Origin of the sequence: Pseudalkalibacillus sp. R45, assembly GCF_052246725.1 — a bacterium.
Taxonomy (GTDB): Bacteria; Bacillota; Bacilli; order Bacillales; family Fictibacillaceae; genus Pseudalkalibacillus.
In genome coordinates this window covers 962375-988526 of record NZ_JBQQCL010000001.1, presented here as the reverse complement: position 1 = coordinate 988526, position 26152 = coordinate 962375, and the positions used below count along the sequence as shown (strand labels likewise).

General features: G+C 41.4%; 27 protein-coding genes and 1 pseudogene. 18 read left to right on the top strand and 10 right to left on the bottom strand.

The window, feature by feature from the left end; all coding sequences use genetic code 11:
• Positions 1 to 27 precede the first annotated feature (27 nt).
• From ACTWQL_RS04640 to ACTWQL_RS04615, 6 genes and pseudogenes are all read right to left on the bottom strand, one after another.
• Positions 28 to 1680 (bottom strand): M14 family metallopeptidase, encoded by a 1653-nt coding sequence (locus ACTWQL_RS04640; RefSeq protein WP_443141233.1) that lies wholly within the window; start codon positions 1678 to 1680, stop codon positions 28 to 30.
• 382 nt (positions 1681 to 2062) lie between these two features.
• A complete protein-coding gene (gene tatC / locus ACTWQL_RS04635) occupies positions 2063 to 2797 on the bottom strand; it encodes a twin-arginine translocase subunit TatC (RefSeq protein ID WP_443141232.1) in 735 nt (244 codons plus the stop codon).
• Between the two features lie 6 nt (positions 2798 to 2803).
• A complete protein-coding gene (tatA, locus tag ACTWQL_RS04630) occupies positions 2804 to 3013 on the bottom strand; it encodes a twin-arginine translocase TatA/TatE family subunit (protein WP_443141231.1) in 210 nt (69 codons plus the stop codon).
• Between the two features lie 40 nt (positions 3014 to 3053).
• The gene (locus ACTWQL_RS04625; RefSeq protein ID WP_443141230.1) at positions 3054 to 3416 is read right to left on the bottom strand and encodes a hypothetical protein; all 363 of its coding nucleotides are present in this window, start codon (positions 3414 to 3416) and stop codon (positions 3054 to 3056) included.
• Between the two features lie 24 nt (positions 3417 to 3440).
• Positions 3441 to 4487, bottom strand: a complete 1047-nt coding sequence (locus tag ACTWQL_RS04620) for a hypothetical protein (RefSeq protein WP_443141229.1) — start codon at positions 4485 to 4487, stop codon at positions 3441 to 3443.
• 302 nt (positions 4488 to 4789) lie between these two features.
• Positions 4790 to 4972, bottom strand: a pseudogene (locus ACTWQL_RS04615) (helix-turn-helix transcriptional regulator); the annotation flags it as partial.
• Positions 4973 to 5143: 171 nt separating this feature from the next.
• On the opposite strand from ACTWQL_RS04615, the gene ACTWQL_RS04610 reads away from it, so the two are divergent.
• The 14 genes from ACTWQL_RS04610 to ACTWQL_RS04545 all read left to right on the top strand — a co-directional run bounded on the left by ACTWQL_RS04610 (position 5144) and on the right by ACTWQL_RS04545 (position 18230).
• Positions 5144 to 5509, top strand: a complete 366-nt coding sequence (locus ACTWQL_RS04610) for a helix-turn-helix domain-containing protein (RefSeq protein ID WP_443141228.1) — start codon at positions 5144 to 5146, stop codon at positions 5507 to 5509.
• Between the two features lie 617 nt (positions 5510 to 6126).
• A complete protein-coding gene (locus ACTWQL_RS04605; RefSeq protein ID WP_443141227.1) occupies positions 6127 to 6870 on the top strand; it encodes a hypothetical protein in 744 nt (247 codons plus the stop codon).
• Complete coding sequence (locus tag ACTWQL_RS04600; protein WP_443141226.1) at positions 6857 to 8803, top strand: type IV secretory system conjugative DNA transfer family protein; 1947 nt, start codon at positions 6857 to 6859, stop codon at positions 8801 to 8803. Before ACTWQL_RS04605 ends, ACTWQL_RS04600 begins: the two co-directional genes overlap by 14 nt.
• Complete coding sequence (locus ACTWQL_RS04595) at positions 8793 to 9851, top strand: conjugal transfer protein (RefSeq protein WP_443141225.1); 1059 nt, start codon at positions 8793 to 8795, stop codon at positions 9849 to 9851. The genes ACTWQL_RS04600 and ACTWQL_RS04595 overlap by 11 nt, the downstream gene beginning before the upstream one ends.
• A gap of 5 nt (positions 9852 to 9856) precedes the next feature.
• Positions 9857 to 10087: a hypothetical protein gene (locus tag ACTWQL_RS04590; RefSeq protein ID WP_221567140.1), complete on the top strand. Its 231-nt coding sequence runs from the start codon at positions 9857 to 9859 to the stop codon at positions 10085 to 10087.
• Complete coding sequence (locus ACTWQL_RS04585; protein ID WP_443141224.1) at positions 10084 to 10473, top strand: TcpE family conjugal transfer membrane protein; 390 nt, start codon at positions 10084 to 10086, stop codon at positions 10471 to 10473. The genes ACTWQL_RS04590 and ACTWQL_RS04585 overlap by 4 nt, the downstream gene beginning before the upstream one ends.
• 12 nt (positions 10474 to 10485) lie before the next feature.
• Positions 10486 to 12936 carry an ATP-binding protein gene (locus ACTWQL_RS04580; RefSeq protein WP_443141223.1) on the top strand — a complete coding sequence of 817 codons (2451 nt, stop codon included), beginning with the start codon at positions 10486 to 10488 and terminating at the stop codon, positions 12934 to 12936.
• Complete coding sequence (locus ACTWQL_RS04575) at positions 12936 to 13367, top strand: hypothetical protein (RefSeq protein WP_443141222.1); 432 nt, start codon at positions 12936 to 12938, stop codon at positions 13365 to 13367. Before ACTWQL_RS04580 ends, ACTWQL_RS04575 begins: the two co-directional genes overlap by 1 nt.
• An 11-nt stretch (positions 13368 to 13378) precedes the next feature.
• Positions 13379 to 15271 carry a CD3337/EF1877 family mobilome membrane protein gene (locus ACTWQL_RS04570; protein WP_443141221.1) on the top strand — a complete coding sequence of 631 codons (1893 nt, stop codon included), beginning with the start codon at positions 13379 to 13381 and terminating at the stop codon, positions 15269 to 15271.
• 86 nt (positions 15272 to 15357) lie between these two features.
• Positions 15358 to 16395 (top strand): bifunctional lytic transglycosylase/C40 family peptidase, encoded by a 1038-nt coding sequence (locus ACTWQL_RS04565; RefSeq protein ID WP_443141220.1) that lies wholly within the window; start codon positions 15358 to 15360, stop codon positions 16393 to 16395.
• Between the two features lie 16 nt (positions 16396 to 16411).
• Entirely contained in the window at positions 16412 to 16945 is a 534-nt protein-coding gene (locus tag ACTWQL_RS04560) for a hypothetical protein (RefSeq protein WP_443141219.1), read from the top strand.
• Between the two features lie 326 nt (positions 16946 to 17271).
• Positions 17272 to 17463, top strand: coding sequence for an FAD-binding protein (locus ACTWQL_RS04555; RefSeq protein ID WP_443141218.1), 192 nt, complete (start codon positions 17272 to 17274; stop codon positions 17461 to 17463).
• A 5-nt stretch (positions 17464 to 17468) separates the two neighbouring features.
• Complete coding sequence (locus tag ACTWQL_RS04550; protein ID WP_443141217.1) at positions 17469 to 17885, top strand: hypothetical protein; 417 nt, start codon at positions 17469 to 17471, stop codon at positions 17883 to 17885.
• Positions 17886 to 17963: 78 nt separating this feature from the next.
• Positions 17964 to 18230: an ROK family protein gene (locus ACTWQL_RS04545; protein WP_443141216.1), complete on the top strand. Its 267-nt coding sequence runs from the start codon at positions 17964 to 17966 to the stop codon at positions 18228 to 18230.
• 68 nt (positions 18231 to 18298) lie between these two features.
• On the opposite strand, the gene ACTWQL_RS04540 is transcribed toward ACTWQL_RS04545, so the two are convergent.
• The 4 genes from ACTWQL_RS04540 to ACTWQL_RS04525 all read right to left on the bottom strand — a co-directional run bounded on the left by ACTWQL_RS04540 (position 18299) and on the right by ACTWQL_RS04525 (position 21042).
• Positions 18299 to 18742 (bottom strand): hypothetical protein, encoded by a 444-nt coding sequence (locus ACTWQL_RS04540; RefSeq protein ID WP_443141215.1) that lies wholly within the window; start codon positions 18740 to 18742, stop codon positions 18299 to 18301.
• Complete coding sequence (locus ACTWQL_RS04535) at positions 18735 to 18950, bottom strand: hypothetical protein (RefSeq protein WP_443141214.1); 216 nt, start codon at positions 18948 to 18950, stop codon at positions 18735 to 18737. Before ACTWQL_RS04535 ends, ACTWQL_RS04540 begins: the two co-directional genes overlap by 8 nt.
• Positions 18951 to 19158: 208 nt before the next feature.
• Positions 19159 to 19728, bottom strand: coding sequence for an AAA family ATPase (locus ACTWQL_RS04530; RefSeq protein ID WP_443141213.1), 570 nt, complete (start codon positions 19726 to 19728; stop codon positions 19159 to 19161).
• Between the two features lie 63 nt (positions 19729 to 19791).
• Complete coding sequence (locus ACTWQL_RS04525) at positions 19792 to 21042, bottom strand: ATP-binding protein (protein WP_443141212.1); 1251 nt, start codon at positions 21040 to 21042, stop codon at positions 19792 to 19794.
• A gap of 470 nt (positions 21043 to 21512) precedes the next feature.
• On the opposite strand from ACTWQL_RS04525, the gene ACTWQL_RS04520 reads away from it, so the two are divergent.
• From ACTWQL_RS04520 to ACTWQL_RS04505, 4 genes are all read left to right on the top strand, one after another.
• Entirely contained in the window at positions 21513 to 21983 is a 471-nt protein-coding gene (locus ACTWQL_RS04520) for a PTS sugar transporter subunit IIA (RefSeq protein ID WP_443141211.1), read from the top strand.
• Positions 21984 to 21998: 15 nt separating this feature from the next.
• Positions 21999 to 22310, top strand: a complete 312-nt coding sequence (locus ACTWQL_RS04515) for a PTS fructose transporter subunit IIB (protein ID WP_443141210.1) — start codon at positions 21999 to 22001, stop codon at positions 22308 to 22310.
• A 29-nt stretch (positions 22311 to 22339) separates the two neighbouring features.
• Positions 22340 to 23359 (top strand): PTS fructose transporter subunit IIC, encoded by a 1020-nt coding sequence (locus ACTWQL_RS04510; RefSeq protein WP_443141209.1) that lies wholly within the window; start codon positions 22340 to 22342, stop codon positions 23357 to 23359.
• Positions 23360 to 23499: 140 nt separating this feature from the next.
• Positions 23500 to 26139: a glycoside hydrolase family 38 N-terminal domain-containing protein gene (locus ACTWQL_RS04505; RefSeq protein WP_443141208.1), complete on the top strand. Its 2640-nt coding sequence runs from the start codon at positions 23500 to 23502 to the stop codon at positions 26137 to 26139.
• Positions 26140 to 26152 lie beyond the last annotated feature (13 nt).

The window sequence follows — 26152 nt, the reverse complement described above, 5'->3', positions numbered from 1 at the left end:
GTAAATATCAAATGCGTTTGACGATCTTCACTCCGCCTGTTTCATGATCGATTGAAGCTCGTGTTGGGAATGAATCCCTTTGATGAAACGGTAGATCGGAAGTTCTTCTCCTGTTTTGGAGGGGATGAAGTTGAACGTCACATAGCTGTCATCGGATTCTGGTTCAAGGGCTACTGCAGCCAGATTAGCAGATGGTTGGGCAGTCGACACGACATAGGTGCCTTTTTCAAAGTGAACTGACCTTTCAGAAAGCTCGGTTTCAACATTAGTCAGCTTATGACCTTCATACGTACCGCCATCTTCTTTTCCGATCACTGTATAGGTTTGAACTGGCAAACGTACATCCCGTGGTAACTGGAACACCTTGACACCACTATGTTCCAGTTTATCAATGATGTGTTCATGCTCTGGTGCGATCATATAAGCGGTTGGCCGTTCCCTGGTCAAAGTCGGAATGGAGTCTGTTGCGCTGAAATAGGTGACTGGGATATCCTTCGTGCCTCTTTCAGCGATATCCACCACTTTCAATGTCTCATTTGGAATCTCCACTTGACGGTCTTCCACGACAATTTGATCGTCATCATTGACTTTCCAACCTTTTTTAACTAGATCTGCCCGTTCTGAACTTACCAGCTTTTTGATAAATCTAGCATTTTCGGCTGTCGTTTCAATCAAATCTGTATGGGTCTCCACCTGGGCTGCGACACGTCGTTTGAAGTTTTCTCGGCCGATTCCAATGCCCCTGGTCTCGACCAGGAAAGAAAGTGAAGGTGTCAATCCAAGGGCGTTCCTTCCGATTCTCGGGTCGGTTCCGCCTTCCCTGATGACAACCTCTTCACCATCCCGCCCGGTGGTGTAATAGCTTCTGTTTGAAAAACCTGCTTCACTCAATTGCTCTTGTGCATTTTCCACAAACAGGTCATCTGAGATGGTTCTGATCTTTTCGGGGATATTCAGATTCTTTCCAGATAAGATCAAGAGATCATGATATTTCAGGTAGCCCTTTTCGCCTAAGTCATCGAATACGCCATTCCCGATACTATACTCGTGGGCATCAATGGCGACTTCTGGTTGGTACTGGTTATACAAATCATGGACCGCTTTGACTTCAGGAAGGTCGAATTTGATATGGTCACGGTTTCCATCGAGACCATTCGCCATCCTTCGCTCGAAGGCATAGGATCCATCAGGATTGACACGGGGGACGACAATGATGTTGACTTTGTCGAGGACCCTGTCGCCAAATTCCTCAGTAAGTTTTTTGGCCATCATGAGGACACCTTCGCCTGCAGCAGGTTCATTTCCATGGATTTGGCCTTGCAACCAGATGGTAGGTTTTTTATGGTCTTGCTGATCTCCTTTGAAATAGAACAATGCAGGTATATCACGCCCTTCAATTGTCTGGCCGATCGTCCGGACATCCAGGACTTCACTTTCTTCATCGAGATTATGGATGAAGGCAAGCATTTCTTCCTGAGTGGTGAACTGCTTCCCATCTTTTTCAAATGCCGGCGTGTCAAAATCAACATCAGGGTCAGGGTACAGTTCAAGCACTTGATCTGGCTGGGAATATTCTTTCCCGTAATAAGGCAGTTCTTCAGCTGAAGCGGGTTTGAAGGATAATAAAGATACAATGAACATCATAGCTGCTGCAAATGCGACCATCTTCCTGTTCAACATGACATTTTTCCTCTCCTTTATAAATGAATCTACCGCATTATATCACCATCGACAGAATATTTTGAATAATATGATATATTTTGCGGATAATTCATACTATTGAAGGAGTGGCTAGGAAACGTGTCATGTGAAAAAGGAACAGGTTATTTAATCCTTCTTATATTCCTGTCTCATATAGATTTTCGGCAGAACACTTCAACAAACTAGTTTACTAAAAAGGGTAGTTATATGTTCTGATTTTTAAACATCAACAAGAAGGGGCTGGAGTGATCCGGTATTAGACAGAAGGAGGGGTTACAACAAAAACTGTCATAATCCCTGCTTCCCGTATGATATGAAATGTACAAACAGCCACGACTAATCTACTTAAATAGGTCTAAAACTAGGATGGAAGATTCCCATTTTTATAACTAAGTTTCTTTGAATATACGATGTTCGAACAAATAATACTGACTTCATACAAAAGAAACAAAGGGGTAGTGACCAGCATATGTGATACGATATCGGGCGGTGTGATCATAGCCGCCAGAATCAACAGGCAGATATACGCGTATTTTCTGGATGTTTTTAATTTTAACGGTGTTATGAGCCCTAAGTGGGTGGAAAACATGATGATCAGGGGCAGTTCAAAAACCACCCCAATCGGGAGAATTAAGCGAAACATGAATGAAAAGTACTGGTTAATTCCATAGACTTCTGAAGCTCCAATTCGCTCTGAAAACGAGGTCATAAATTGAAAGACCGTCGGGAATATCAAAAAATAACTGAATAGAATCCCGGTTACGAAAAGGAAAAAAACAAACGGGATATAAAGGAGCGTGACCCTTTGTTCCATTCGGCTCAAACCTGGTGAAACGAATTTCCAGGCTTGATACATCGCATACGGTGTTGTAACGGCTAACGCGATAACAAGGGAGATTTTTAAATAGACATGGAACGCATCGCCGATGGCAAATACGTTCCAATCAATCTTCTGTGAAGTAGGAGCTGCTTTAATCTGTTGTAAGACGGGCTCTGCGCAGAGGAACCCGAATAGTAAAGATAGCACAAACACCAACAGGATCCAGATGAGTCGTTTTCTTAACTCGTTTACGTGATGAATCGGTTGATCATGCATACTTTTTTACCCTTTCCTGTGGTCCCCGTTTTTACTATTCTCCGTTTGGGATGTACCTTCGGTGTCGGAGATAAGATCTCTGGTCGACTTTTTAAACTCTTTCATGGTAAGACCAACAGAACGACCAAGCTCTGGCAATTTATTGGGTCCAAAAAGGATTAAGAAAAGCACCAGGATTAAAATCAGGCTTGGAAAACCGATATTGAAGGGATTCATAATGGAAGCCACCTCCTTAAAATGAAAATTGGACACACCGTTACGTCTTGATATCTTCTACATGGCATTGACGATTTTTTACAGACAATACGTTCCGAAATAAAAAGAGGGGAGACAGGGCGAAAAACAAATCGCCAACAAGACGGACATCGATTGGTTGCACTTGAAGAGAAGTGATGCATGCACCAATCAGGATGCCGATCAATAGAGAATGAAAGATTGTCTCCATTCTTTTTTCGGAAAAGGAATACAAAAAATCAAATGACTTCGTTAAGACAACAAATCCCCAGGTATAGGAAAAGGCAGCAGTAGGGAAATGGTCCAGTGGGTGATCAAAGAGGAAAAAGACGATCACAAACAACCATATGAACAGTCGTCTTCCCCAATTCAGAGGTATAACCATGTTCTTCTCCTCCAAGTCTTAGAATTAGGCGCAGGAGTAGCAAGTCTCTTCCCATCCCGTGCAGCATGTAGAGGCACAAACCGGACACCAGAGGAGAACACATGGAAGGCACCCGGCCCAGGTCCCACACGCTAGGGTGCAAGGTCCACAACATTGAATCAGACAACTAACATTCCAAGTTTTGCATTCACTTCCACCCCCATAAGAAAAGTTCTCGATGGTGCAATTGCCACAGGCTGACTGAATGCTGGAATCTTTTACCGGTTCACCGTTCACGATTTGATCGACCAGGGTAATCGTTTCCTTTTCTTCATCCACTTTGTATAAATAGCTCCCTCGACCAAAATGATAGATGGGAACGCTTAAGGAATAGTAAACCGAAATATAATCGCCTTTTTGCATAACGAGGGCTAGCAGGGTATTGCCATCCTCTAACATGTGGAAGACGCCTTTGACACTTAAAGCATCAATGGAAAGATCGTCTTCCTTAAAAGCGAATGCTTGTTGAACATCTGCCGTTAGATATTTCTGAATTTCTTTGTTGCTCAGTTCCTTTGATTCTTTGATTTTCACCTTGGTTCTCCAGTTTTTAGGTGTCAGTGAATCTGACTCTTCCGTTGTTGCGGCCAGTGTGTTTTTGGTGAATCGTTGAGGAAGGACTGAAGTTAATAGTGGAGATAATAACACACCACCTAGAAAAATCCCCCCTTTTTTGACAAACGAACGTCTTCCTTGGTACTCGAGCGGAGTGGGCGACTTCTGTGTGAACCAGGGTACACCCGCATCCCGTATCGTTCTGGAAATACGTAGTGATTTTCGAATACCCAATCCTTTCAGGATATACGTTTTTAATTGCATTCCTGTATAGACTATAGGTGGTTTGTTGTCGTGTACTTCAAGAATAGTCGGCTCAAATTCCCAGTCGGGTTTGGCTTGATTCAACAATTCTTTCATCTCAGGGTTATGAAGGCTTCGGATCGTCAACCATCCGTTGCTTTCCTTTTCAATTGAAGTGGCAAGATTGATGCAAACGGAACAATTGGAATCAAAGAGCAAATAACGTTTTACCATATGATCACCTCTTCTTTTTTCTTAATAAATTCTTTTCTTTTGACTTCTAAAGTTCAATTCATAATGAAAATTAGTTTATTTCATGCATATACTGGAAATCATAGTGTTGATGTAATGGGGTTGTTTTAATCCTTTCAATGCATTATGACAGGTGTACTATGCAAGCTTGTCCAATTATGCTAAAGTTTCATGTTTCAAGCTATACATACTTTTTATATTTGCAGAGTATCGACCACCCTAAGTTCAGTGATTGAGTCCGAATTATTTCTTTCTTGTAAACAATAGACAACATTATCTGCAAAAAAAATTTCTCTTGGATCTTTATTAAAAAAGTCTGCAATTTTTAACATTAAAGTACCTGAGGGCTCTCTCCCATTTTCCAATGCAACTATAGTTTGTCTAGATACATTTAAAGCTTTTGCAAGTTCATCTTGAGTTAAATTGAAGTTTTCACTTCTTCTTAGAAATCTAATTTTATTTTCCAAGAATAATCACCTCCTCACTTAATTGGTGCCTATAGTTTACGATTTGAATTGTAAACTATAGGCACCAATATGTCAACTAATTATTACAGATATTTATACTTATTTTATTTTTATAATGTCATCTTTGTTTTACAATATGTTATATAGGTACAACAAGGGAGCTATATAATCATGAAAAATCTGGGAGAACTCTTAAAAGAATTAAGAGGAAGCCGACCATTAAGGGAAGTTTCAAAAAGAACAGGGTTAAGTCATACATACATCAGTGATTTAGAAAAGGGTTATAAACATGGAACAAAGGTTCCTATTAATCCTTCACCTGATACTCTTAAAAGATTGGCAAATGCATATAACTATTCATATAGGAAATTACTTGAGAGGGCTGGATATATTGATGAAGGAGATACCGAAGTAAATAGTGGTTGTGTGAATTTTGAAAATCTCACCGAAGAAGAAAAGGATTACCTTAAACTTCAGTTAGAAATTTTCCGAAAGATGAAAGAAAAAGATGGGAAAAATCTTAACAGGAATAAATGAATACGGGCATGATCAATCTAAGAAAGATATAAATACGTGGCCTATAGAGTGTAGAGAAACCTTATGTTTTTCTGCACTTTTTTATTATGAAATCAATTAGGATTTTTAAATATGACTCGGTTTAGGAACAATCGTCTATTTTTCTTCATGAATAGTAGATTTTTGTTTGAGACGCTTTATATCTATACAAAGCAAGCCAATCCTTCTTCAGAATGTTTCCGTCCAACACACCCTCCTTTAATGACACTTTCGATCCAATTTATCGACATTTTTTTATAGTTTATAAAGACCAGAAAAACCAACATTCACTAGTATTTTCTTTCAAAATTAACAAACTTTCTTCCCCTGCTCCGATTTTTTTCGTGGGAACTCGGTATGGTTTTCCATTGTACTTCTTGTCAAACAATTGTTCTCAAAGTAGACTAATCAACAATTGAATTGTCTAAACATAGCGAAAAACGATGTTGTTATCGATCGCAATTTTTTGGTTAGATTTTTGTGAGGTGGTACTTTTACCTAGCATTTATGGTTAATCCCATTTGAATCATTTAAATCCGAATCTATACGTTCACTGTATCGAGTGTCTAAACAATCAGGAGGAAAAGGTGGAACTCTGTATGGTGCTGAAATACACTTCTTTAAAACAAAAAGACCTGGATTATTTAACATTTATTTTACGTAATGGCATTGTCACAGCGAAACAAATCTGTGTGAAGTTTGAGGAGCCTACATTGACACGGGTATATAGCCGGGTTCGGAAGTTGATGGCCAAAGGATTAGTGAAATATGAACGTATTGCACCTAAAGTCGGCGTCTATTTTGGTTCACGCGAAGCTCGTGATGTGACAAATGCCGACGTTACGGTTCCATCGAAAGCAACAATCTATACCATTCAACATGCCTTACTGATGAATGATCTCCTGCTTTTTCATGAATTTCTATTTGAGAAAGAAGGGATCGAATTCCAGTATCAAACCGAACGAGAAATACGATTCAAAGCTCTGGGACAAGGCAGTCAACCGAATAGACTACAGGAATATAACCAGATACGAGATCGTATCCCTGATGCTATCTTTGTCATTAAAAAAAGAGATGGCACACCTATACGTGTTTGGGTTGAGCTGGAATTAAACAAGAAAGATCGAAAGAGGTATGATGAAAAATTTAAACTTTTTGATGATCTATTGTTGAATGGACAGTTTGACCAAATACGATACTTCACCAATCTTGTTCAAATTAAAAATGCCGTCAATAAAGCAAAAAGGAAACTGATCAATGATTCCAAAGTAGTGGTCCGAGATATCCCGGAAGAGATCTTAAATGATCGATGGGAAGAGGTGAAGTCAAGTGGAAAAAACTGAACGGCAAAGTGAAATGGATCAACTTATTGGGGATGTTATGTTATATGCCGTTTCCGCTGTCGTAATCATGAGTTTTATGGTTCCTGCCCTTGTGGGGATGATGATTTTTGCTTTCTTATCCTATTTCAAGCGAGGTTGGCTTGTTTATTTGGCAGCTGGTTCAGGCCTGATCCTACTGGTGATTCAATTTTATAAGGGTGCATTACTTGATTATTTCGGCCTTATTTCGAAAATGAATATTCCTTATCTTTCAACAGGAGTGGAGAAGGTGTTCAATCAAGGAAACCTGATACAAGTAACCTCAGATACTTATTTCAATGTTATCGGGATATCGTTCGTTTTCACCTTGGTCTATTTCCTGTTTGCAAAGTACCACTGGAAGAAACCTATCGTATCGAAATACGTTGAGCACCAAAAACAAACAACATTGCATCCATATGTGTCTTTTCGAAAAAATCGGTTAAAATTTCTTACAAAAGAACAGAAAAAATACCGATCAAGCAATTCCAAGGAATCGTTTATTGGCTATACCGATTTTAAAGAGCGTGTTTCTCTGGATTCTCACGAATTGAATTACCACATGCTTGCCCTTGGCGGAACCGGTACCGGGAAAACGACGCTCATCGCCTCGCTGATGGAAGTCGCTTTACGTAACGGGAAACCTGTTATTTTTCTAGATGGTAAAGGTGAGGTAACTTCGATGCTTGCATTCAAGTCGCTTGCAGAAGCGTATGGGCGTAATGTTTCTCTTTTTACAGAAAGGGATTCACTAACCTACAATCCGGTGAAACATGGCACACCTACTGAAGTCCGTGATAAATTATTGAATCTTTTTGAGTGGAGTGAGCCCTTCTATAAGACCTTCAGTTCCCGATATTTGCAGTTGGTTGTGAAGCTGATTGATGAGGTTCAACTGCCCCGAGACCTGAAAACCATATATGATTTAACATCCATTGCCCTTGTTAACGATCTCTTCAAGGAGCAATATGAAGAGCAGGAAATTGAAGAAGAAATTTTGGTTACGTCCAAACGTACAGAAAAAACAAATCAGTATGAAGATTTAATCTCGGATTTTTTTGAACCGGACAAAGAGAGAGCAACATCTGCTACGGGAGGAGAGGAGGTCAAAATTCAAAAACGGACAATCCTCGCATTACGAGAAGAATTGAAGAAGATGAAAGAAACGTTCGATATGGATTTTTCAGATAAGGATTCACAACGATGTTTAACTGGTTTACGGAATCAATTAGGCGAACTCATCGAATCAGATCTTGGTCCTCTTTTTATAGAGTCGGATAAGGGGATCGATCTCAAAAAAATAACGGATCAAAACGATGTCGTCATTTTCAGTATCTCAGGAAGCCGTTACAGGGACTATATTCAAAAACTTGGCCGGATGGTGGTCCTGGATGTCAACAGTTTAGTCGGTTATCGGCAGACGGTTGGGAAAAAACCGATTTTTACCGTCTACGATGAATTCTCAGCTTATGGGAATGCGGAGATTGTTGATATTGTTAACAAGGCCCGTTCCGCGGGCTTCGAATGTATTATTTCAACCCAATCATTAGCTGACATCGATGCTGTGGATCCTACACTCACAGATCGTATTTTAACAAATTGTAACACCTTTGCGACAGGTCGTGTGAACGCGTCAAAAGACGCAGAACGGATTGCCGACCTGTTCGGAACCTATTCCGATAATGAAATCACACAACAAGTTGAAAAGCAAAATAACTCCCGTCGCATTGAAAAGGATATGGGAACGGTTCGGCAAATCGATCGATACAGAGCCCATCCAACCGAGATTAAGAACTTACAGGTAGGTGAAATCTTTATTAGCCGGAAAATGAAAGAAGAGAACATAGGAGAAACATATTTTAGAAGGGTTTATGTACGGAATTCGCTTAATCTGGAGGGATTGAATGGAAATTAAAAATAGCTTCAAGAGAAATGCTGGACAGATAAGGAAAAAAATCTTCAAAGATGAACGGCGCTTGGTTTCCTCACGATTTAACTCCAGGACTGTATTTACATTTGGATTCTGGGTCGTTTTAATTACCGTGATTTTCTGTTCTTTTCTATCATATTATCGAACTAGCTTTCTGAATGAGCGTGTTAATGCGTATCAAGATGAAACGCAATCCAAAATTGATAGTCTCAATGAAGTTGGTTTTACGAATTCCCCAGCAGGAGAAACGTACTCGAAAAACTTCGTCAAAACATACATGAATATTCCGAAAGACCCTAAGGAACGAGAAAAACGAAACAATGCTTTACAACCCTATCTAGCAGAAGGTTTAACTCTCGAGGAACTAGAGAATCTTTCAGATTTCAAAGGGGAGCGTACATTAAAGGGCATCCATCTTTACGATGTAAAAGATGTTCAGGAGGATTCCGCCAAGTATGTCTACCGTATCCGATACAACTTGATCAATGGTGTTGAGCAAAACAAAAAGGAAGAGGTAAACGGAAAAGACAGTAAAGAGAAAACGGAAACTGAAAAGATAACTGATAAAGAGAATCCGATCGAGACGATAGAAGTGATGATTGTTGTTCCCGTCGGTACAGATGGTCAGTCATTCAATGTGGTTGAGCAGCCTTACTTTCAGACGGTACCTGGTGATACACGTCTTACGGCCATTGAGGATAAAACGGATCCATCAAAGGAACATACACAAATGGAACAGGAAATGAAACGGTTTGTGACTCAGTTTTTTACATCGTATACCGAGAATACGGTTGATGAAATGGCCTATTTAATGGAGAAACCGGAGAGTTTGAAAGATACATACTCGTATAAGGGTGTTGAAGATCTTATTGTTTATGAAGGGGAAAAGCAGGGTCAATACAAGGTGAAAACCCTTGTTCATCTTAAAGAGGATAAAAGCGGAGTGGTCATGAAACTTCCGTTTACACTTATCGTTAGCAAGGAAAACAATAAATTTTATGTTCAAAAACTCAAACATACTATAGGAGGTTGATGGAAATGCCCGATATTACAGGTCTTACGGAATATATCTCTTCTCAGGTGGCTGCGGTCTTGTTCATCATTATGATCGTTATGATCGTTCGAGCGTTTATATCACAGCGCTGGAGCATGTTCTTTTCCAGCTTTATCTTTGCGGTCGTTTGTTATGTGATTGTAACGAACCCTGGAGAATTTGAAAGCCTGGCCAATGCGATTTGGAATCAGGTCAAAAGCGGTGGTTTAAATTGAGGTCAGGTGCCTATAACTACCGAAAATTCTTCAAATACCCCTTGAAGATCTGGAAGTTTGGAAAAGGGGATAAATCCCTTGTCTTTTCTAAGGGTATTGAAATTCGACAAATCATCGTGGCGGTATTTCTATTCGGTTTGTTATGTCTCTTCAGAGGAACCCTCAATGAGGTGCTGCCGACCACTTTACAAGTAGCATTTTATGCAGTGTTGCCTTGGATCATTGCAGGGGCGATCTGTCGAAGTCGATTGGATGGCAAACGGCTGGATCGTTTCTTTATCGGGTATTTCCGCTATTTGTACAATCGGCGATTCAGTTACAGCAGCCATAAGCCAGTTTACCAACCCCAAATGAAGAAAGCACAATCTTACGAGCGATTTGAATAAGGTGGTGGATTCATGTTACAGTTTCCGATTCAATCTTATCAAGAGAACGTCCTCTATACCAATGACACGGAAGCCTGGGCGTATTACCGGCTACAAGAAAATACAGTTGGGATCAACGAACAGGAAGCTGAAAACAACCTCGTCAACCGCCTCCAAAGGCTTGCATGGCAATTGGCTACCTTCGAGGAAATTGACTATAAAATTGTTCCAATCCCCGTTGATATTGATCAACGAATGGACCGCTTGCAGGATCAGTATGAAGGCAAGTATGCCGAAATTGGACACTATTATGCGGAACGAGCTAAAGAGATTTTACGTGATGAAGCCGAAAATGTCGTGGACTATAAGTTTTTCATTGGTGTTAAATTGAAACGGCGAGAGTTGGATGAGAGCCTCATCCGTACCGTTTCTTCATCATTCAAGAGTATGAACCGTTATTTACAAAAGCTCGCAGGTTTTAAAGGACATGAGGTCGATGATGTAACGGTCAGTTTGTTCAAAGAATCTGAGGAAGAGGCTTTTATAACCCTTTTGAATTATCTAGGGGCTTATCGGGTGAGGGAAATGGAATTACGCTACATCATCCGTCATCAATTTGTCAGAGGTCAAGCACAACCAGACGGGGAAGGGAGCCTTTACCACCTTACGGAAGGGATTCTCGACCCAGGAAAAGCGGGCTATGTACATATCAAACAGTTGGATCAGGAGTCATGGTGTGCGTTCCTCCCTGTCTCTGATTTTCCGATTGATCTCAGTTATAAAGAATGGGCTTACTTTTTTCAATCCTATCCTTTTCCAGTCGAGGTCAATATGCGTACGGTCTACAAGAGGAAAAAAGAAGATGTAAATCAAACCAATACGATAAAAAAACGTTTCCGCGATCAGGATGCACAATTGATTGAAGCGAACGAAGACGACGACAGCTTAATCAATACAGGACGTGAGCTGTTGCATGATCTAGAAAATCAAATCAAGAATCAAGGAAAACCTTTGCTCAGAGCGTACATTCATTTTGTTGTTTACGGTAAGACAAGAGAAGAAGTGCGAAAACGGGCCAGAAGGCTGAAAATGGATTTTAAAGACCAGCAAATCGAGCTTGTGCAGCCGTTAGCCGATCAACTCCTTCTCTTTCATCAATCCTTACCAGGAGCCAACATAGTAGTGGATGATTGGGAACAGATCCTAACGCCTGAATCCTTTGGGGAATCCCTCTTTTCCCTGACACGGAAAGTGGGCAATACGGTAGGCTTTTATCTCGGAAAAAACATTTCGCATGAAGGCGAAAGTGTAGAGGGTTCACAATCTCTTGTCTTCTATCACCCCTTTCTTGCTCACTTGGGCTTGAAGGGTTCCAAGTATTCTTCCCCGCATGTCACCATTTCGGGCCCAACAGGAATGGGGAAATCGTTCCTTTTAAAAGACATCTTACTAAATGCCGTTTTTTTCGGTGCGAAAGTCCTTATGACGGATCCCAAAGATGAAGTCGAAAAGAAATTCAAACAGGCATTGACCCCTGAGCTGGAACGGACTGCACCCTTTTTCAAGGACCTGATCGAAAGCTTCAACTACATCACACTGTCGAGTGAGAAGAAGGATGCCGGAAAGCTTGATCCGCTTACCTTCCTTGACGGCGAAGAGGCACAGGATGCAGCGGTCGGGGTACTGGAATACCTTTCCGAGCTGCAATCCAATGAACGGAATGTGAAAACAGCCATCTATAAGGGTGTGCGCCATGTGATGCAACATGAGCAAAAGCCAGGGCTTTTAAACGTCGTTCATTACCTGCAAACCTCAGAAGATCTAGATGTGCAAAATGTTGGGGACCTGCTTTATGAGATCGGGACAAACGGAGTCGCGAAACTGATGTTTTCGAATGGGGATGTAGAAGGGATCAGCCTGAATGAACAGGTTAACATCCTACAGATCCAAAACTTGAACCTGCCTGATGAAGGCAAAAAGGCGACAACAAGGGATGAACACATTGCGGTTGCACTCATGCAGCCACTTGCCAAATTTGCAACGAAGTTCGCTCGAGATGATTCCGTTGTGAAGATGACCATCTTTGAAGAGGCATGGATGCTGATGAATACAGGGGAGGGTGACAAACTCATCAACGAATTGCTGCGTACTGGCCGTTCCTTACGATCAGCAGTTTATCTCATTACACAATCCACTTATGAATATAACAAACCACAAATCAAGGAAAACATCGGGACAAAATTTGCATTCAAAGCGAAGACCACTGAAGAAGCAGGCAACATCATTGAGTTTCTTGGCATGGAGGATAACAAATCTAATCGGGATCTATTGAAAAACATGACAGAAGGACAGTGTATCGTTGAGGATATGTACGGGCGAACCGCCAAAATACAAACGGACGTCTTGTTTGACGAATGGATTAGCGCCTTCAACACCAAAGAAAACGATCGAGGAAGAGCTGGAACCGAGGAGGCGTTCATTTGATGACAAAACTATCAATCTTATTATCTACACTACTTGTCCTATTAGCAGGATGCAATCAGGGTCCTTCTCCTGAAGAAATTGCGAAAGTGGCCTATGAGTGGGAAAAGGCCAATTTTAATCGGAATTATGATAAAGAACAAGAGTTAATATATGAAAAGGGTTCATTTGAAATTCATAAGACTGCCAAGAAAAAAGATTCAGGCTTACAATACGATGATATTCGTTTTGAAATTTATTATAGCGAAGAATCAGAACAATATTATGTCTTTGCGGATTTCGATAATCCTAACGGCGATAATGCGGTAGAAGACAACATTGTTCTTAGAAAAAAAGCTGATGAATGGAAGGTTGATACAAGTAAAAGCTTGGATATTAACCGCGAAAAAATCAAACAAAAATTTGAACAGGAAGCTTGTATTCACTGCGAATAAGGAGGAATTGGATGAAATTCCTGAAACGTAGTCTTGGCTTTTGTTTCATCGTTTTGTTCGTCGTGTTGCCCACGGTATCCCTTGCGGATGATCCTTCCCCGACTGTCAAGAAAAAAGAGGAAACCGTCGGCCGTGTGATTCTGGAAAGTAAAGCATATCCCCTTGATCACTACAAGATGGAAGCCGTCATCGGGGATGGGCTGAAAGACGCTGGAGATCAAGCGTTGCATGCCATCAATCAAGGCATGTGGGGGTTCAATAAAACGATTGCAAGCTTTACCCTCTATTCAACGAATCAACTCATGTCTTTTGATTTAATCAGTACCATCGTAAGTGAAGCAAGTATTATGAGTGAACGGATCTATGAAATCATGTCGGGAACCTTCTTATCATTGTTTGTCATTTTTGTAGGAGGGACCGCTGCATGGCGGTATTTCGTTAATCAACAAGTCGGTCATGCGGTAAAAGCCATTATAGGTGCCCTTGCTATCATGGTGGTGACTTTCTGGTTCTATTCGGATGCGACAGATAACATAAAATGGCTTAATGACAGAGGAGCAGAGCTCGAAGGGATTGCGAGTTCTGTAAACGTCCTTGTCAGCTCAGATGAATTTGACAGCAACGCGGCGTATAACCCGAAAGAGGGTATTGCGGTACTCGATAATCAATTGTTTAACCTCATGGTTAAACGTCCGTATTTACTCTTAAATTATGGCTCAACAAAAGAATCCGAGATTGTAGGCGAGGATCCAAACCGAGTTGATAAACTTCTGACAATCAAACCGTATTCTGAAGAAGGTAAAGAAGAAAGAAAAAGAATTGTGAAGGATGAAGTATCTAATTATGACAATAAACAAATGACTCCGGATTTCAGTGGTGAGCGATTTGGCTATTTAATCATCACGATCCTTTCAACAATCGCCCTTGCGATACCGGTTTTACTATTGGGCACCTTTAAGTTTTTGCTTCAGGTATGGTTCCTGGCCCTGGTGATCTTCACGGCTATTCCACTTATTTTATCGATTCTCCCGGCTTACAGTGAAAGCGCCTTGAATCACGGAAAGAAACTCGTTGGAGTGCTGTTAATGAAAGCAGGGTTAGTGCTTTTAATCGCTGTGATTACAGGGATCATCACCTTGCTTTATGAGTCGGTCAAAGTCACAAATGGCGTAGAAGGTTATGGGTTTGTTGTCTTTTTGATCTGTATCACCATGTGGGGATTATTTAAATATCGTACCGAAATCTTTGAAGTAGCCTCTGCAGGGATGGTTCATGGGCAACAAATGGTCGAAAGAACGACAACCAACACATTTCACAAATTGGGGGATGCTGGCGGGAATGGATTCAAGGGTGCTAAGAGGATGGTAAGCCAAGCTTACCGGAACCACCAAAGAAAAACCCGTCATGACGAGCTTTTGGAGGGACGAAAAGCCCCTACAAATGATGCCGTCAATAGCAGAGCTCGTTCTGAACACCGTAAAGCAGCGGTCGGCGAAACGAATCAAAAAACGGGAAGCCACTTAACAGCATTGTCTAAAGGTTCCTTCACACGTTCCTCTTCTCGAAATCCAGGAACGGCTATCGTCCATTTGGAGGAGTATAGACATCGCAAGGGTGAAAGAGCGAATGCTAACCATCCTTCCAATCGTTTGACGGATAAGCCTAGAAAAAACAGGCCTTCCAGTCAAACAACGGGTGGAACAAATCGATCTTCTCAACGTAAATCTTCAGGGAGTATGAATAGTAAAAATGAGGTAGCCGCTTCAAGAGAACCATCTAAATCCCTAACCAAGTGGGAAGCACAACAACAGGTCAATAGAAAAAAAGCCAAACAATCCACTGAAACAATCAAGAGATCAGAAAGCCGGAAACCAATGTCCCGTGATCCGAAACGACCAAAATGATGGGTAAAGAGCAGTTTGATGATAAATCACATCATGATCCATGACGGGTTTCATTCGTTTGAATTGCTTGTTAGAAAGGAGCGCATATGCAAGGTGTTCTGAAGAAAAGTATAAAAGCTGCAGGTACATTTGCCATTTTGAAAAATCCCTTAACCTGGATACTTGCAGGGCTCCTTCTTCTTCTTACCTCTCTTTTCGGGATCGCATTATTCATTTCGATTGGTCTTGGTGGGGTGAATCAGTTTGAATCTGGCATGTCTCGCGAAGGAGCCGACGGAACCGCCCAGGTATCAGCAGAAGTGATGCGGTATGAGTCTCTTGTGCAGAAATATGCGAAAGAATACGGGATTAGTGATTATGTAGGGCTGATCATGGCTCTGATCCAACAAGAAACAGGAGGAAGACAGTTAGATGTGATGCAAGCTTCGGAATCCGTGGGGCTTCCTCCTGGAACCATTACAGATCCTGAATATTCCATTCAGATCGGAGTGAAGTATTTTGCAGGAATGATGAAACAAGCGAAAGGGGATATTCCTCTTGCCTTGCAGGGATATAACCTCGGGAATGGTTTCATCGCGTATGCATTAGAACGTGGTGGTTATTCCAAAGACGTAACCATTGAGTTTAGTAAGATGATGGCTGCAAAGTTAAGGTGGAACCGATATGGCGACGTGAACTACGTCGAGCACGTCCTTCGTTATTTCAATCCTGAAAATGGCAGCGCCATGGTCAAGGGGGATGGCACCCAATCGTTTGATGTAGAGGAAGTTCATTCGATCATGAAACAGTTTCTCGGCCAACCCTATGTATGGGGAGGACGAACACCCGCAGCAGGAGGCTTTGATTGTTCTGGACTACTCGAATATGCTTTTGCGCAAGTCGGGGTTGATCTATATGGAACGGCCAAATCGCAATATGATAAGACGATCCCGGTTCCTGAAGATCAAATTAAGCCCGGGGATTTGGTCTTTTTCTCCACCTATAAAAAAGGTGCTTCCCATGTCGGAATGTATGTTGGAGAAGGGAAATTCATTAATGCCAATAGCAGCAGTGGGACAACCTATTCATCTGTTGAAGAGTGGAAAAACTTATATCCCTTCTTAGGTTTCAGGCGTATTCAGTAGTGGGAGGTGAAGAGTCATGGATCCGGAACAAAAGAAACGTTATGTTACCCTCATGACCGGTTTTATGGGTGCGGTTATCGTCATCATGTATGTTTCAAGTCTCCGTATACAGTTACAAGAAGTAAGAGCGAACCAAAATCATTATGAAGAAGAGATTAAGAGCCTATCATCGATCCAAAACACTGATGCATTAAAGATCAATAAGGAGTTCCTGGAACATTTTTTCACCTACCAGACAATAGCCGAACGATATCAGAACATTCAACCTTTAATGACCGATCAGGGATACAAGGCAACTTACCCTTCGGGGACAGAACTTCCCAGTTCTGATCAATCCGTAAAGTCATCCATTGCTGGGTTAAAATCTTTTGAATATCAAGATTCTCAAACAGAAGCTGAATTTTTCAATGAATTTAAGCTCAGTACAGAATTTAATGATGTCACAAACACGGAAACAGTCATTGTAAAAACCTCTTTAATTTATGTGAAAAAGCAAGGTTGGAAGATTAATGATGTTGAGTTTATCGGGCAATTAACTGGACGAGAGTAATTTCATTAAAAGACCAGACCTGTAATAAAGAAGTTGAGAGAAAACGAGATTTAGCCATATGCATAAAAAAGTCCCCTTGATACGATAGAGAGTGCTATTTTTGGCCTAGAATTAAGTACGAAAGGAGACTTCTACTATGGGTTTTACACATAAGAACTTTTTGCTAAGAAAAATGATATTGGTTCTATGTAGAGAAGCACAAACCTTTACTCGTCCCGCTAATAACAGGTGATACCGTTTATTTAAACTGGTTAAACGAAAAGAATATTCATTTAACGAAGGATGAAATTCGCATTGCCCCATTTGCTCATGCAAGCAATGGTGGTGTGTATATCGATACACATGGACGGACAGGTGTTGACGGACTATATGCGATTGGGGAGCTTTCTTTCAATATAGAGAGAGCTAATCGGCTTGGAGGTAATTCTACTGGCGCATGCATGGTGTTTGGAAAACTGGCAGCAGCGGACTGTAAAATATTTTTACAGACGGCGGATTTCCATGAAATCGTAAAATAGAAGGTATGGCTCGATTAAAAAGACTTTTGGGACCAACTTCTTTAGAAGAACCATCACATGATTCTGAAGCACACGCAAATGATATCGTGGACAGAATTAAAGAAATGATGTGGTATCATGGAAATTTCGTCCGTTCGGAATTACAATTAACGAGTGCCATTGAAGAAATCAAAGCATTTGAATCACGATTGGATTCTAGGCGGCTATTTGAGAATATGCAGGCAAGAAAACTTGCAATTAAGACGAGGAATTTTATGAATTTATCTCAAATTTTACTTCAGGCGATACTGGAAAGAAGAGAAAGTAGAGAGGCGCATTATCGGGAAGACCATCCGAATGATAATCCGCAGTATGCGAAACGGTTATTTATTTCAAAAAATGAGGAAGTATCCATTGTTTATGAGTTCATAAATAAATGTTAGTGAATACAACCCATAAAAGCGAAAAACCTACATATGGGTTTTTCGCTTTTATCAGTTTAAAAAAAGGAGCACAAAAGATTGCAAATAGGTGTTATTGACATCGGAGGTACATCTATTAAATTTGGTGCAGTAGATGATCTTGGAACACTCTTATATAGTGCCTCCATTCTTACTGAAGCTTATAAAGGAGGAAGGGAAGTAACTAAAAAAGTATTGAAATTCTGTGATGAAATAATGGAAGAGGTTGAAGTTGAAGCGATTTCAATTAGTTCTGCTGGCCAAATCGATAGTACTAAAGGGGTTGTCGTATTTGCAACAGATTGTACCAACAGGCAGATGAAATAGTATGAAAGTTTGTTCCTATTATTGGTGAAGTGTCAGGGTATTACCTTGAGAGTGCTCAATCGTTAGATCTACTTCTCCGATCGAAAGTAGCGATTGGCTGCAGGGCGGAACATGAACACCGTGGCAGCGAATACAGCAGCTAAATGGATCAACCTACTTGCAGCGAATAAAAGCGACGTAAGGTTGACCCCGTCAAACATGGTGCTGAGCGAGTTGCCCTCGATAAGCCACTTGACGGGGTTGATGACCAGTGAGAGCGTGCCGATTCCGCTGAGCAAGATGGTTAAAGTGATTCTGGCCCAATTCTTTCCGTGATACATTTTTACGATAATTAAGGTGAGAATCCCAAAGATGACGATCCTTATTAGTGCTTGAACCATAAGGATACTTACAGAAGAATCGCCTGACAAGGAAGAGATCACGGCAATGATCATTTCAAAGACGCCTGCAGCAATTGCGGTTATCCATAAGAGATATGACTTTCTTACTTCTTTTGGAACGTTTCTAACCATAAACGATCATCCTTTTCGTTTTTGTGGAGGATATACCGATTAAATTACTGCGCATCTGGCCGTAAACAAACGGCCGCATTCCGAATGTCAATCCGAATACTTGCAGAAGTGAATCATTAAAGAGCAGCGCCAGCATACCGTCGGCAAGGTTGCTCCAAAGGGGTGCGATCGACGTGAAGACAGGGATCGTCGCTATGAAGGCCACCAAATGGCGCAGTCCGGAAAACAATAAGTTTAAAAGAGACGAAACAACAGGTACGCGCCGAACTTAGTGAGTGAAGGGTGCAAGAGGAAACCCTTTCGGTGGGCCAATTGAGGCCAAGGCCGATAACAAAGGCTTTCAGTCGCAGAGTAAACCACCAGTTCACACTGGTGGTTTTGATTCCCAGACATTAGAAATACTCGATTTAATATCGCTACTTACCATTAACTCTAAATTGTTTAAAACTGTCCTTCAAATGATTTATAATTTCTTGTGGTCGTTTATTCGTTGTGTCATACAGATATGGTTTATTCGATGAAGTATTCTCAAGTTTGTCTAATAAAAATAAAGAGCGTTTTATTAAATTCTCATCTTTTCTTTGAATTAAACGCTTTTGGAGTATATCTTCATCAGCACGTAGCACGACATAATACATATTCAAATCAAATTCAGAAAGTTGTTCGCAAAACCACTCTAGTTCACTTTCTACTACAAAATCGATGATTACATTTAAATCGTTTTCGATAAAGTTCTTCGTCATAGCGTATATATTTTTCCAAACAATTGATAATTGGTCATCCCACGCGGGTTGTTCTTTACCTATGAACATTGAATGGATAGTATCCCCTTCAATTAGAACAACCTTTTCCATTTCCTCAGCCAGTGCCTTTGTAATGGTGGATTTACCAACCCCGCATGGACCTGAAAAGATGTAAACTTGGGGACGGTTCTCGCGCTTCCTTTTAAGTGCTTTCGCCTCAGATGTCGAAGCAAAGATCATCATATTTAGCCTCCTTGCTACTTTTGGGACGGTTCTCGTGCTTCTAGACATGAACCGAATTCATGGTCAGGAAGCTTGAGGTAAAAGGATAATAAACTCTGTGCCTTTGCCTTTTTCACTGTTCACAATGATTTTTCCTTTGAATGAACGGATGATTTGATAACTGACCATCATTCCGAGCCCTGTTCCTTTTTCCTTGAGGGAATAGTATGGAGATCCAAGCCGTTCCAGCTGTTGTTTGGTCATGCCGATACCCTGGTCCTTAATGGTGATTTTTATATAGTCATCATTGGTTGAATGACAGGTGAGCCATACGACTCCGCCGTTCGGCATTGACTCTACTGCATTTTTCAAAATATTAATCAACGACTGGTTCAATTTATGAGGATCCGCATCAATCCAACAGTTTTCAAGAATATCCGTTTTTATCTCAACATGCAGGTTTGGGCTGAAGCTTTGGATGATTACTGCTACACGTTCTAATTGGTCACCTACATTGATTTTTCCATTATGCTGGACGGTTGGTTTTCCAAGCGATAAAAAATCATTGATGATTTCATTAGCACGATCTAATTCTTCAATCGAAACGTTGATATATTCCTTCTTCTGCTGAGGAAGGTCAGGTTCGTTCAGAAGCTGCAAAAAGCCGCGGGTAACTTGCATCGGATTCCTGATCTCATGAGCGAACACACTGGTCAACTCACTGATCACCCGTAACTTCTCGGATTCTTGTACCTCTGCACGCAAATGGCGAATTTCTCTGATTGTTTCAATCAATACAATGCAGAACCAGGTAATGGCCACTAAGAAGATCAGGTGAATCATCTGTACTTTCAAATGATCGATTGAGAAACCATTTAAAACAGAGAAAAGAGTAAGGCCAATCAGAGAGTAGTAAAGGGACAATAATAAAGCCATATAAACCCTTTTATCTTTCTTCGAACGTTCAAACGATTTTTGAAAAAGCAATATAATAGGAAGTGATAATACTAATACTAGAACTGTATTATAAAAACCAGGGCTTACTCCGAAAGAAAGTCGATAAAGGATGATCAGGATCGAAAGAAAGATTCCGGGCCATGCTCCGAGGTATAAAGCCCCCAGTAATAAAGGGATAAAACGGATATCCAACCGGGCACCGTCACCGAAAGTAACCGGAAAAGACATGCATAATATGATGGACATTCCCCATAAAAGGGTCATGATCATCTTGATCTTTTTATCATTCCGTACTTTTTCCAGCACAATTGTAAAGTAAATAAAAATAGGGATTACCAAAAGCGTCAGCTGTAACAAAAAATCCTTTAATATACCCATCTTCGCACCCTTCGCACTATGTTTATCATCAAGTAACCATTCGAGATTTGGGGAGGGTTTTCCTTCTTTGGGGACGGTTCTCGTGCTTCCTTTGGGACTTAAAATGGTACCTGGCACTCATGTATGTCGAAAAAAGAAAGAGGACTATAGTCAGTCTCCCACCGCTTTTTGTCACAATTCGGATGTAAAACGCTCGGCGTTTTACTCCTTTTTTGTGTATTGAAGGGGATTTCTAGGAAGTTATCAGAGCTTAGTTTTTAATATCTGAAATGAAGAATAAGAGATCACCGATGCTTTTTAGCATTGGGGGTCTTTTTTGGTTTTGTAAGCGTTTCCTAAAGGTTTAGGAAAAGGATTAAATTTTATTTCCGGAAGTGTGCTTCTATAATGACAGGTGTAGAGAAAAACCAATAATTTTTAGAATAACCCGGGTTAGAGAAACGATTTTTATATGGATTGAGGGTGAAACTTTGCAATTGACAACATTGATAAATAAAGACTTGATCGACCTTGATCTTCGTGCGACAGACCAATTAGGGGTAATCGAGCAGCTAGCTTCATTGCTTGAGAAACAAGGTCGGATTGAATCGAAGTCAACATTCACGCAAGGTGTTTTAGCAAGAGAAGCACAAATTACAACGGGGTTCGGCAATGGTATTGCAATTCCGCATTGTAAGAGTGAAACAGTCCGGAACGCCAGTATCGCCATAGGAAAACTGGAAAACGGTGTGGATTGGAAGGCGATGGATGATCAAGATGTTCACTTTGTGATCATGCTGGCGGTACCAGAGTCAGAAGCTGGGACGACCCATCTGCAAATACTTTCCAAGCTATCTGGCAAGCTAATTGAAGAAGACTTCCGGAACAGCTTGATGACAGCGAGTGAGAAACAAGAAATTTTACATCTATTATCTGAATGTGTTGATGAAACTAACGAATAAAGGGAGAGATTGATTATGAAAATTATCGCAGTTACAGCTTGTCCTGCAGGTGTTGCACATACACATATGGCTGCTGCAGCATTAGAAGCTTCAGCTAAAAAAGCCGGTGTGAAAATCAAGGTAGAAAAGCAAGGCGCTATGGGAATCGAGAATGAAATCAAAGGAAAAGAAATTGAAGAAGCGGAAGCACTGATCCTCGCTACAGATACGGCAATTGCAAAAAAAGAACGATTCAATGACATCCCGACAGTGAAGGCGTCAGTCGGAGATGCTGTGAAAAATGCACAAGGGTTAGTTGATCAGGCGATTGAATTAGCGAACAAATAATGAACAAGCGGTAAAGAGAGGGGATTCTAATGAAGAAAGTTGTTGAAGAAGCGAAAACACATCTCATGACCGGTGTTTCATATATGCTGCCATTTGTTGTGGCAGGTGGATTGATTCTTACGATTGGATTATTACTTGGCGGTGGTGAACAAGAAGCAGGATTTGCGAAGAAGACTGTAGACACAGGTGTACTCATCTTCTCACTCATGGTTCCTGTCATGGCTGCCTATATGGCGTATTCCATTTCAGACAGGCCGGGTATCGCACCTGGTATGGTAGGCGGTCTGGTCGCGAATGAAATCGGAGCAGGTTTCTTAGGAGGAATTGTAGCCGGTTTCATCGCTGGTTATCTTGTAAACGCGCTTAAGAAATTACCGATGCACAAATATTTGGTTCAGTTGAAACCGATCATTGTTATCCCGTTGCTCGGTGCTGGAGCAATAGCGCTAATAATGTTCATCATCGGACAACCGATTGCTGCGATGTCTAGTGGTTTGGAAGATTGGCTGAAATCTCTCAGCGGTGGAAACCTCGTAGTCTTAGGGCTGATTATTGGCGCGATGATGGCCTTTGATATGGGCGGACCGATCAATAAAGTAGCTTTTGCATTCTGTGTAGGGATGCTGAATCAAGAAATCTATTATCCAATGGCAGCATGCTGGATCGGAATCATGACACCACCGATCGGCCTTGCGCTTGCAACTCGAATCGCGCCTAAGAAATTCACATTAGCTGAGCGGCAAAGTGCGTTGCCGACAACGTTCATGGGTGCTTCAGGCATTACGGAAGGGGCGATCCCGTTTGCCGTATCTGACCCGTTACGCGTCATTCCATCGATTGTCGTTGGTTCTTCGATCGGCGGTGGATTAGCACTGTTATTAGGTACAGAAGCGCCAATTCCAAGTGGGGGCGTGTTCGTCGTACCATTTTTCGAAAAACCAATCATGTTCGTCCTAGCTTTCTTAGTCGGAATCGTTGTGACAGCACTGATGGCAGTGGCTTTGAAGAAAAACACAGAAGAAGAATTATCGATCACAGAAGAAGTCTAATAGCTTAAAACTTGAGGGATCTATTGATTAGTTCCCTCCTATTTTCATTTAAAGAAAGTAAGTACAAATGCGGCATAAGCCTAGCCTAAGGCTTGGTTTTGCCTAGTTTCTTTATATACACAGATATTGGAGGCATCCAGATGAATTTCCATGTTATTTCGCATACACATTGGGACCGCGAGTGGCATCAGACCTATCAGCAATATCGCGTCAAACTCGTACGGTTCATGGATGAGTTAATCGAATTACTCGAAAACAGTCCGAAGTATACCTCTTTCATGTTAGATGGTCAAACGATCGTTTTAGAGGATTATCTAGAGGTCAAACCTCATAAAAAAGAGGCAATCGCAAAGCTTGTTCAAGAAGGGCGATTGCTCGTTGGACCGTGGTACATCCAGCCGGATGAATTCATTCCAAGCGGTGAATCCCTGGTGCGGAATTTGCTGATCGGTCAGCAGATCGCATGGGACTTTGGTCCATCCATGCAAATCGGATACTTGCCGGATTCCTTTGGACAGGCAGCGCAAATTCCTCAAGTTTTAAAAGGGTTCGGCATGGATAAGGCACTTTTCTGGCGAGGAATCACTGATGAGGAAACAGAGAAAACAGAGTTCTGGTGGGAAGGTCCAGATGGCTCAAAAGTATTGACCACACATCTGCCGTTGGGTTATGGGAATGGCAGGATGATTTCCACTGACCTTGAGGGCAATTTAGAGATGTTGGACGAAAATATGGAAGCTCTGGAAGACAAGGTCACATCGAATAACATGCTGTTGATGTGTGGATTTGATCAGCGATCGGCGATCAAAGAGCTGCCAGAAATCGTTGAACATCTGAATGGGCACTTTACTTCTGAAGGCAGCGAGCATGCGGTAAAGTTCAGCCAACTTGAGGAGTATTTCAATGCGGTGAAAGAGGAAGCTGAGAACCTTGAAACGCTCAGTGGAGAGTTCAGAAAAGGGAAAGATATGCGTGTGCATGTGAGTATTGCTTCCACTCGCCTGGATTTGAAAAAGCAGAATTACGAAGTTCAGAACCTATATGAAAAGTATGTCGAGCCTCTGAATTCGATGTCCTTCTTGTTCGGAAACAACTATGACAATGCGATCATCAACCAGGGGTGGAAGTATACGCTTCAAAACCATGCGCACGATTCGATTTGTAATGTGTGTACGGATGTGACGCATAAGGAAATGGAAATGCGGTATCACTATGCAAGCCAAATCGGGGAAACGGTACGAAGCGATGCGACAAATGATTTGATTGGAAAAATCAATTTCAATCATGCGAAAGGAACCCCATTGATTGTATTCAACACGCTGGGGAATAAGCGGGAAAATATCGTAGAGGCAACGGTGCAGTTGAAGTCTGAAACGTTTACGATTGTCGATCCAAACGGAGAATCTGTGCCTTACCAGGTTGTCGAATCCTGCTATGAAAATCTGAACGATAAACAGATTGAAATCGGTGTGAAAAATGAGGATCAGTATGTGTGGACAACGAAGTTCAAATTCCATGCTGATGTTCCGGGTCTCGGTTATAAAACCTACTATATTAAAGAAAATACAGCGTCTGTGGAAGAGTCTTCGAATGTCTATCAAGACGGCGTATTCTCGAATGACTTCTTTGAAGCGGAAATCCAGCCGAATGGTTCTTTAACCGTCAAAGAACATGCGTCCGGCAACGTATTTCATGAGTTGAATCTTTTTGAAGAAAGCGGAAATGCTGGGGATGAATACGATTTTTCACCGCCAAGGGAAGATGTCGTGATTACGACGAAAAATTCCACTCCAGGGGTATCAGTCGTACAAAATGGACCACTGTTTGCAACTGTAAAAATCGTACATGCCCTGGATGTCCCTGTGGACACAGATGTCAACGGGCGTTCGAAAGAAACAAAGCCAATGATGATTGACACCTATGTGACGGTAAACCGGCATGAAGATCGCATTGACCTCAAAACCGTGATTGATAATACAGTGAAAAATCACCGGGTCCGTGCGCTGTTTGATACGGGTATAAATTCGGAGACCCATATTGCTGATCAACAATTCGGTACGATCCGACGTGAAAATTACCTGCCACAAGTGGAATACTGGGAAGAAGAGAAGTGGGAAGAAAAGTATTATCCAATCTACCCACAACAAAAGTTTGTCGATGTTTCAGATGATGAAAAAGGACTTGCCATCCTTAATAAAGGTTTGCCACAATACGAAATATTGAATAGTCAGGAACCGGTCGTTGCACTTACCATGTTATGTGGGACCGATTATATGGGCAAACAAGACCTAGTAGACCGACCAGGAAGAAGGTCTGGGCTTCATGTTGAAACACCGGACAGCAGTCTTTTAGGCAAGCATGAAATGGAATATTCGATCATTCCGCATTCAGGAACAGAAGTAGACGCCGAAATCGGTCGGAAAGCCAATGAATTTACAACCTCTATGGTGGCCGTCCAAGTAGATCATCCAACTGAAACGCGAGTGTATGATGATGAAATGAGTTTCGTCAAAATGGATCATCCGCAAGCGGCAATCAGCGCTGTAAAGAAATGCGAGGATGAGGATGGCATCATAGTCCGGATCTATAATACGACGTATCAGGAAATCTCTGAGATAAAAACCAATATCAACAATGAGTTTTTCAAAAATGTGGAGTTGGTCGATTTGAACGAGAGACCTCTTGATGACACAGACGAAAGACTGACAATCAGGGATTATGAGATTGTCATCGATCGAATGAGAAGCAACGAGGTTCTTACTTTTAAATTAACAAATTAAGGGTTACAAAAAA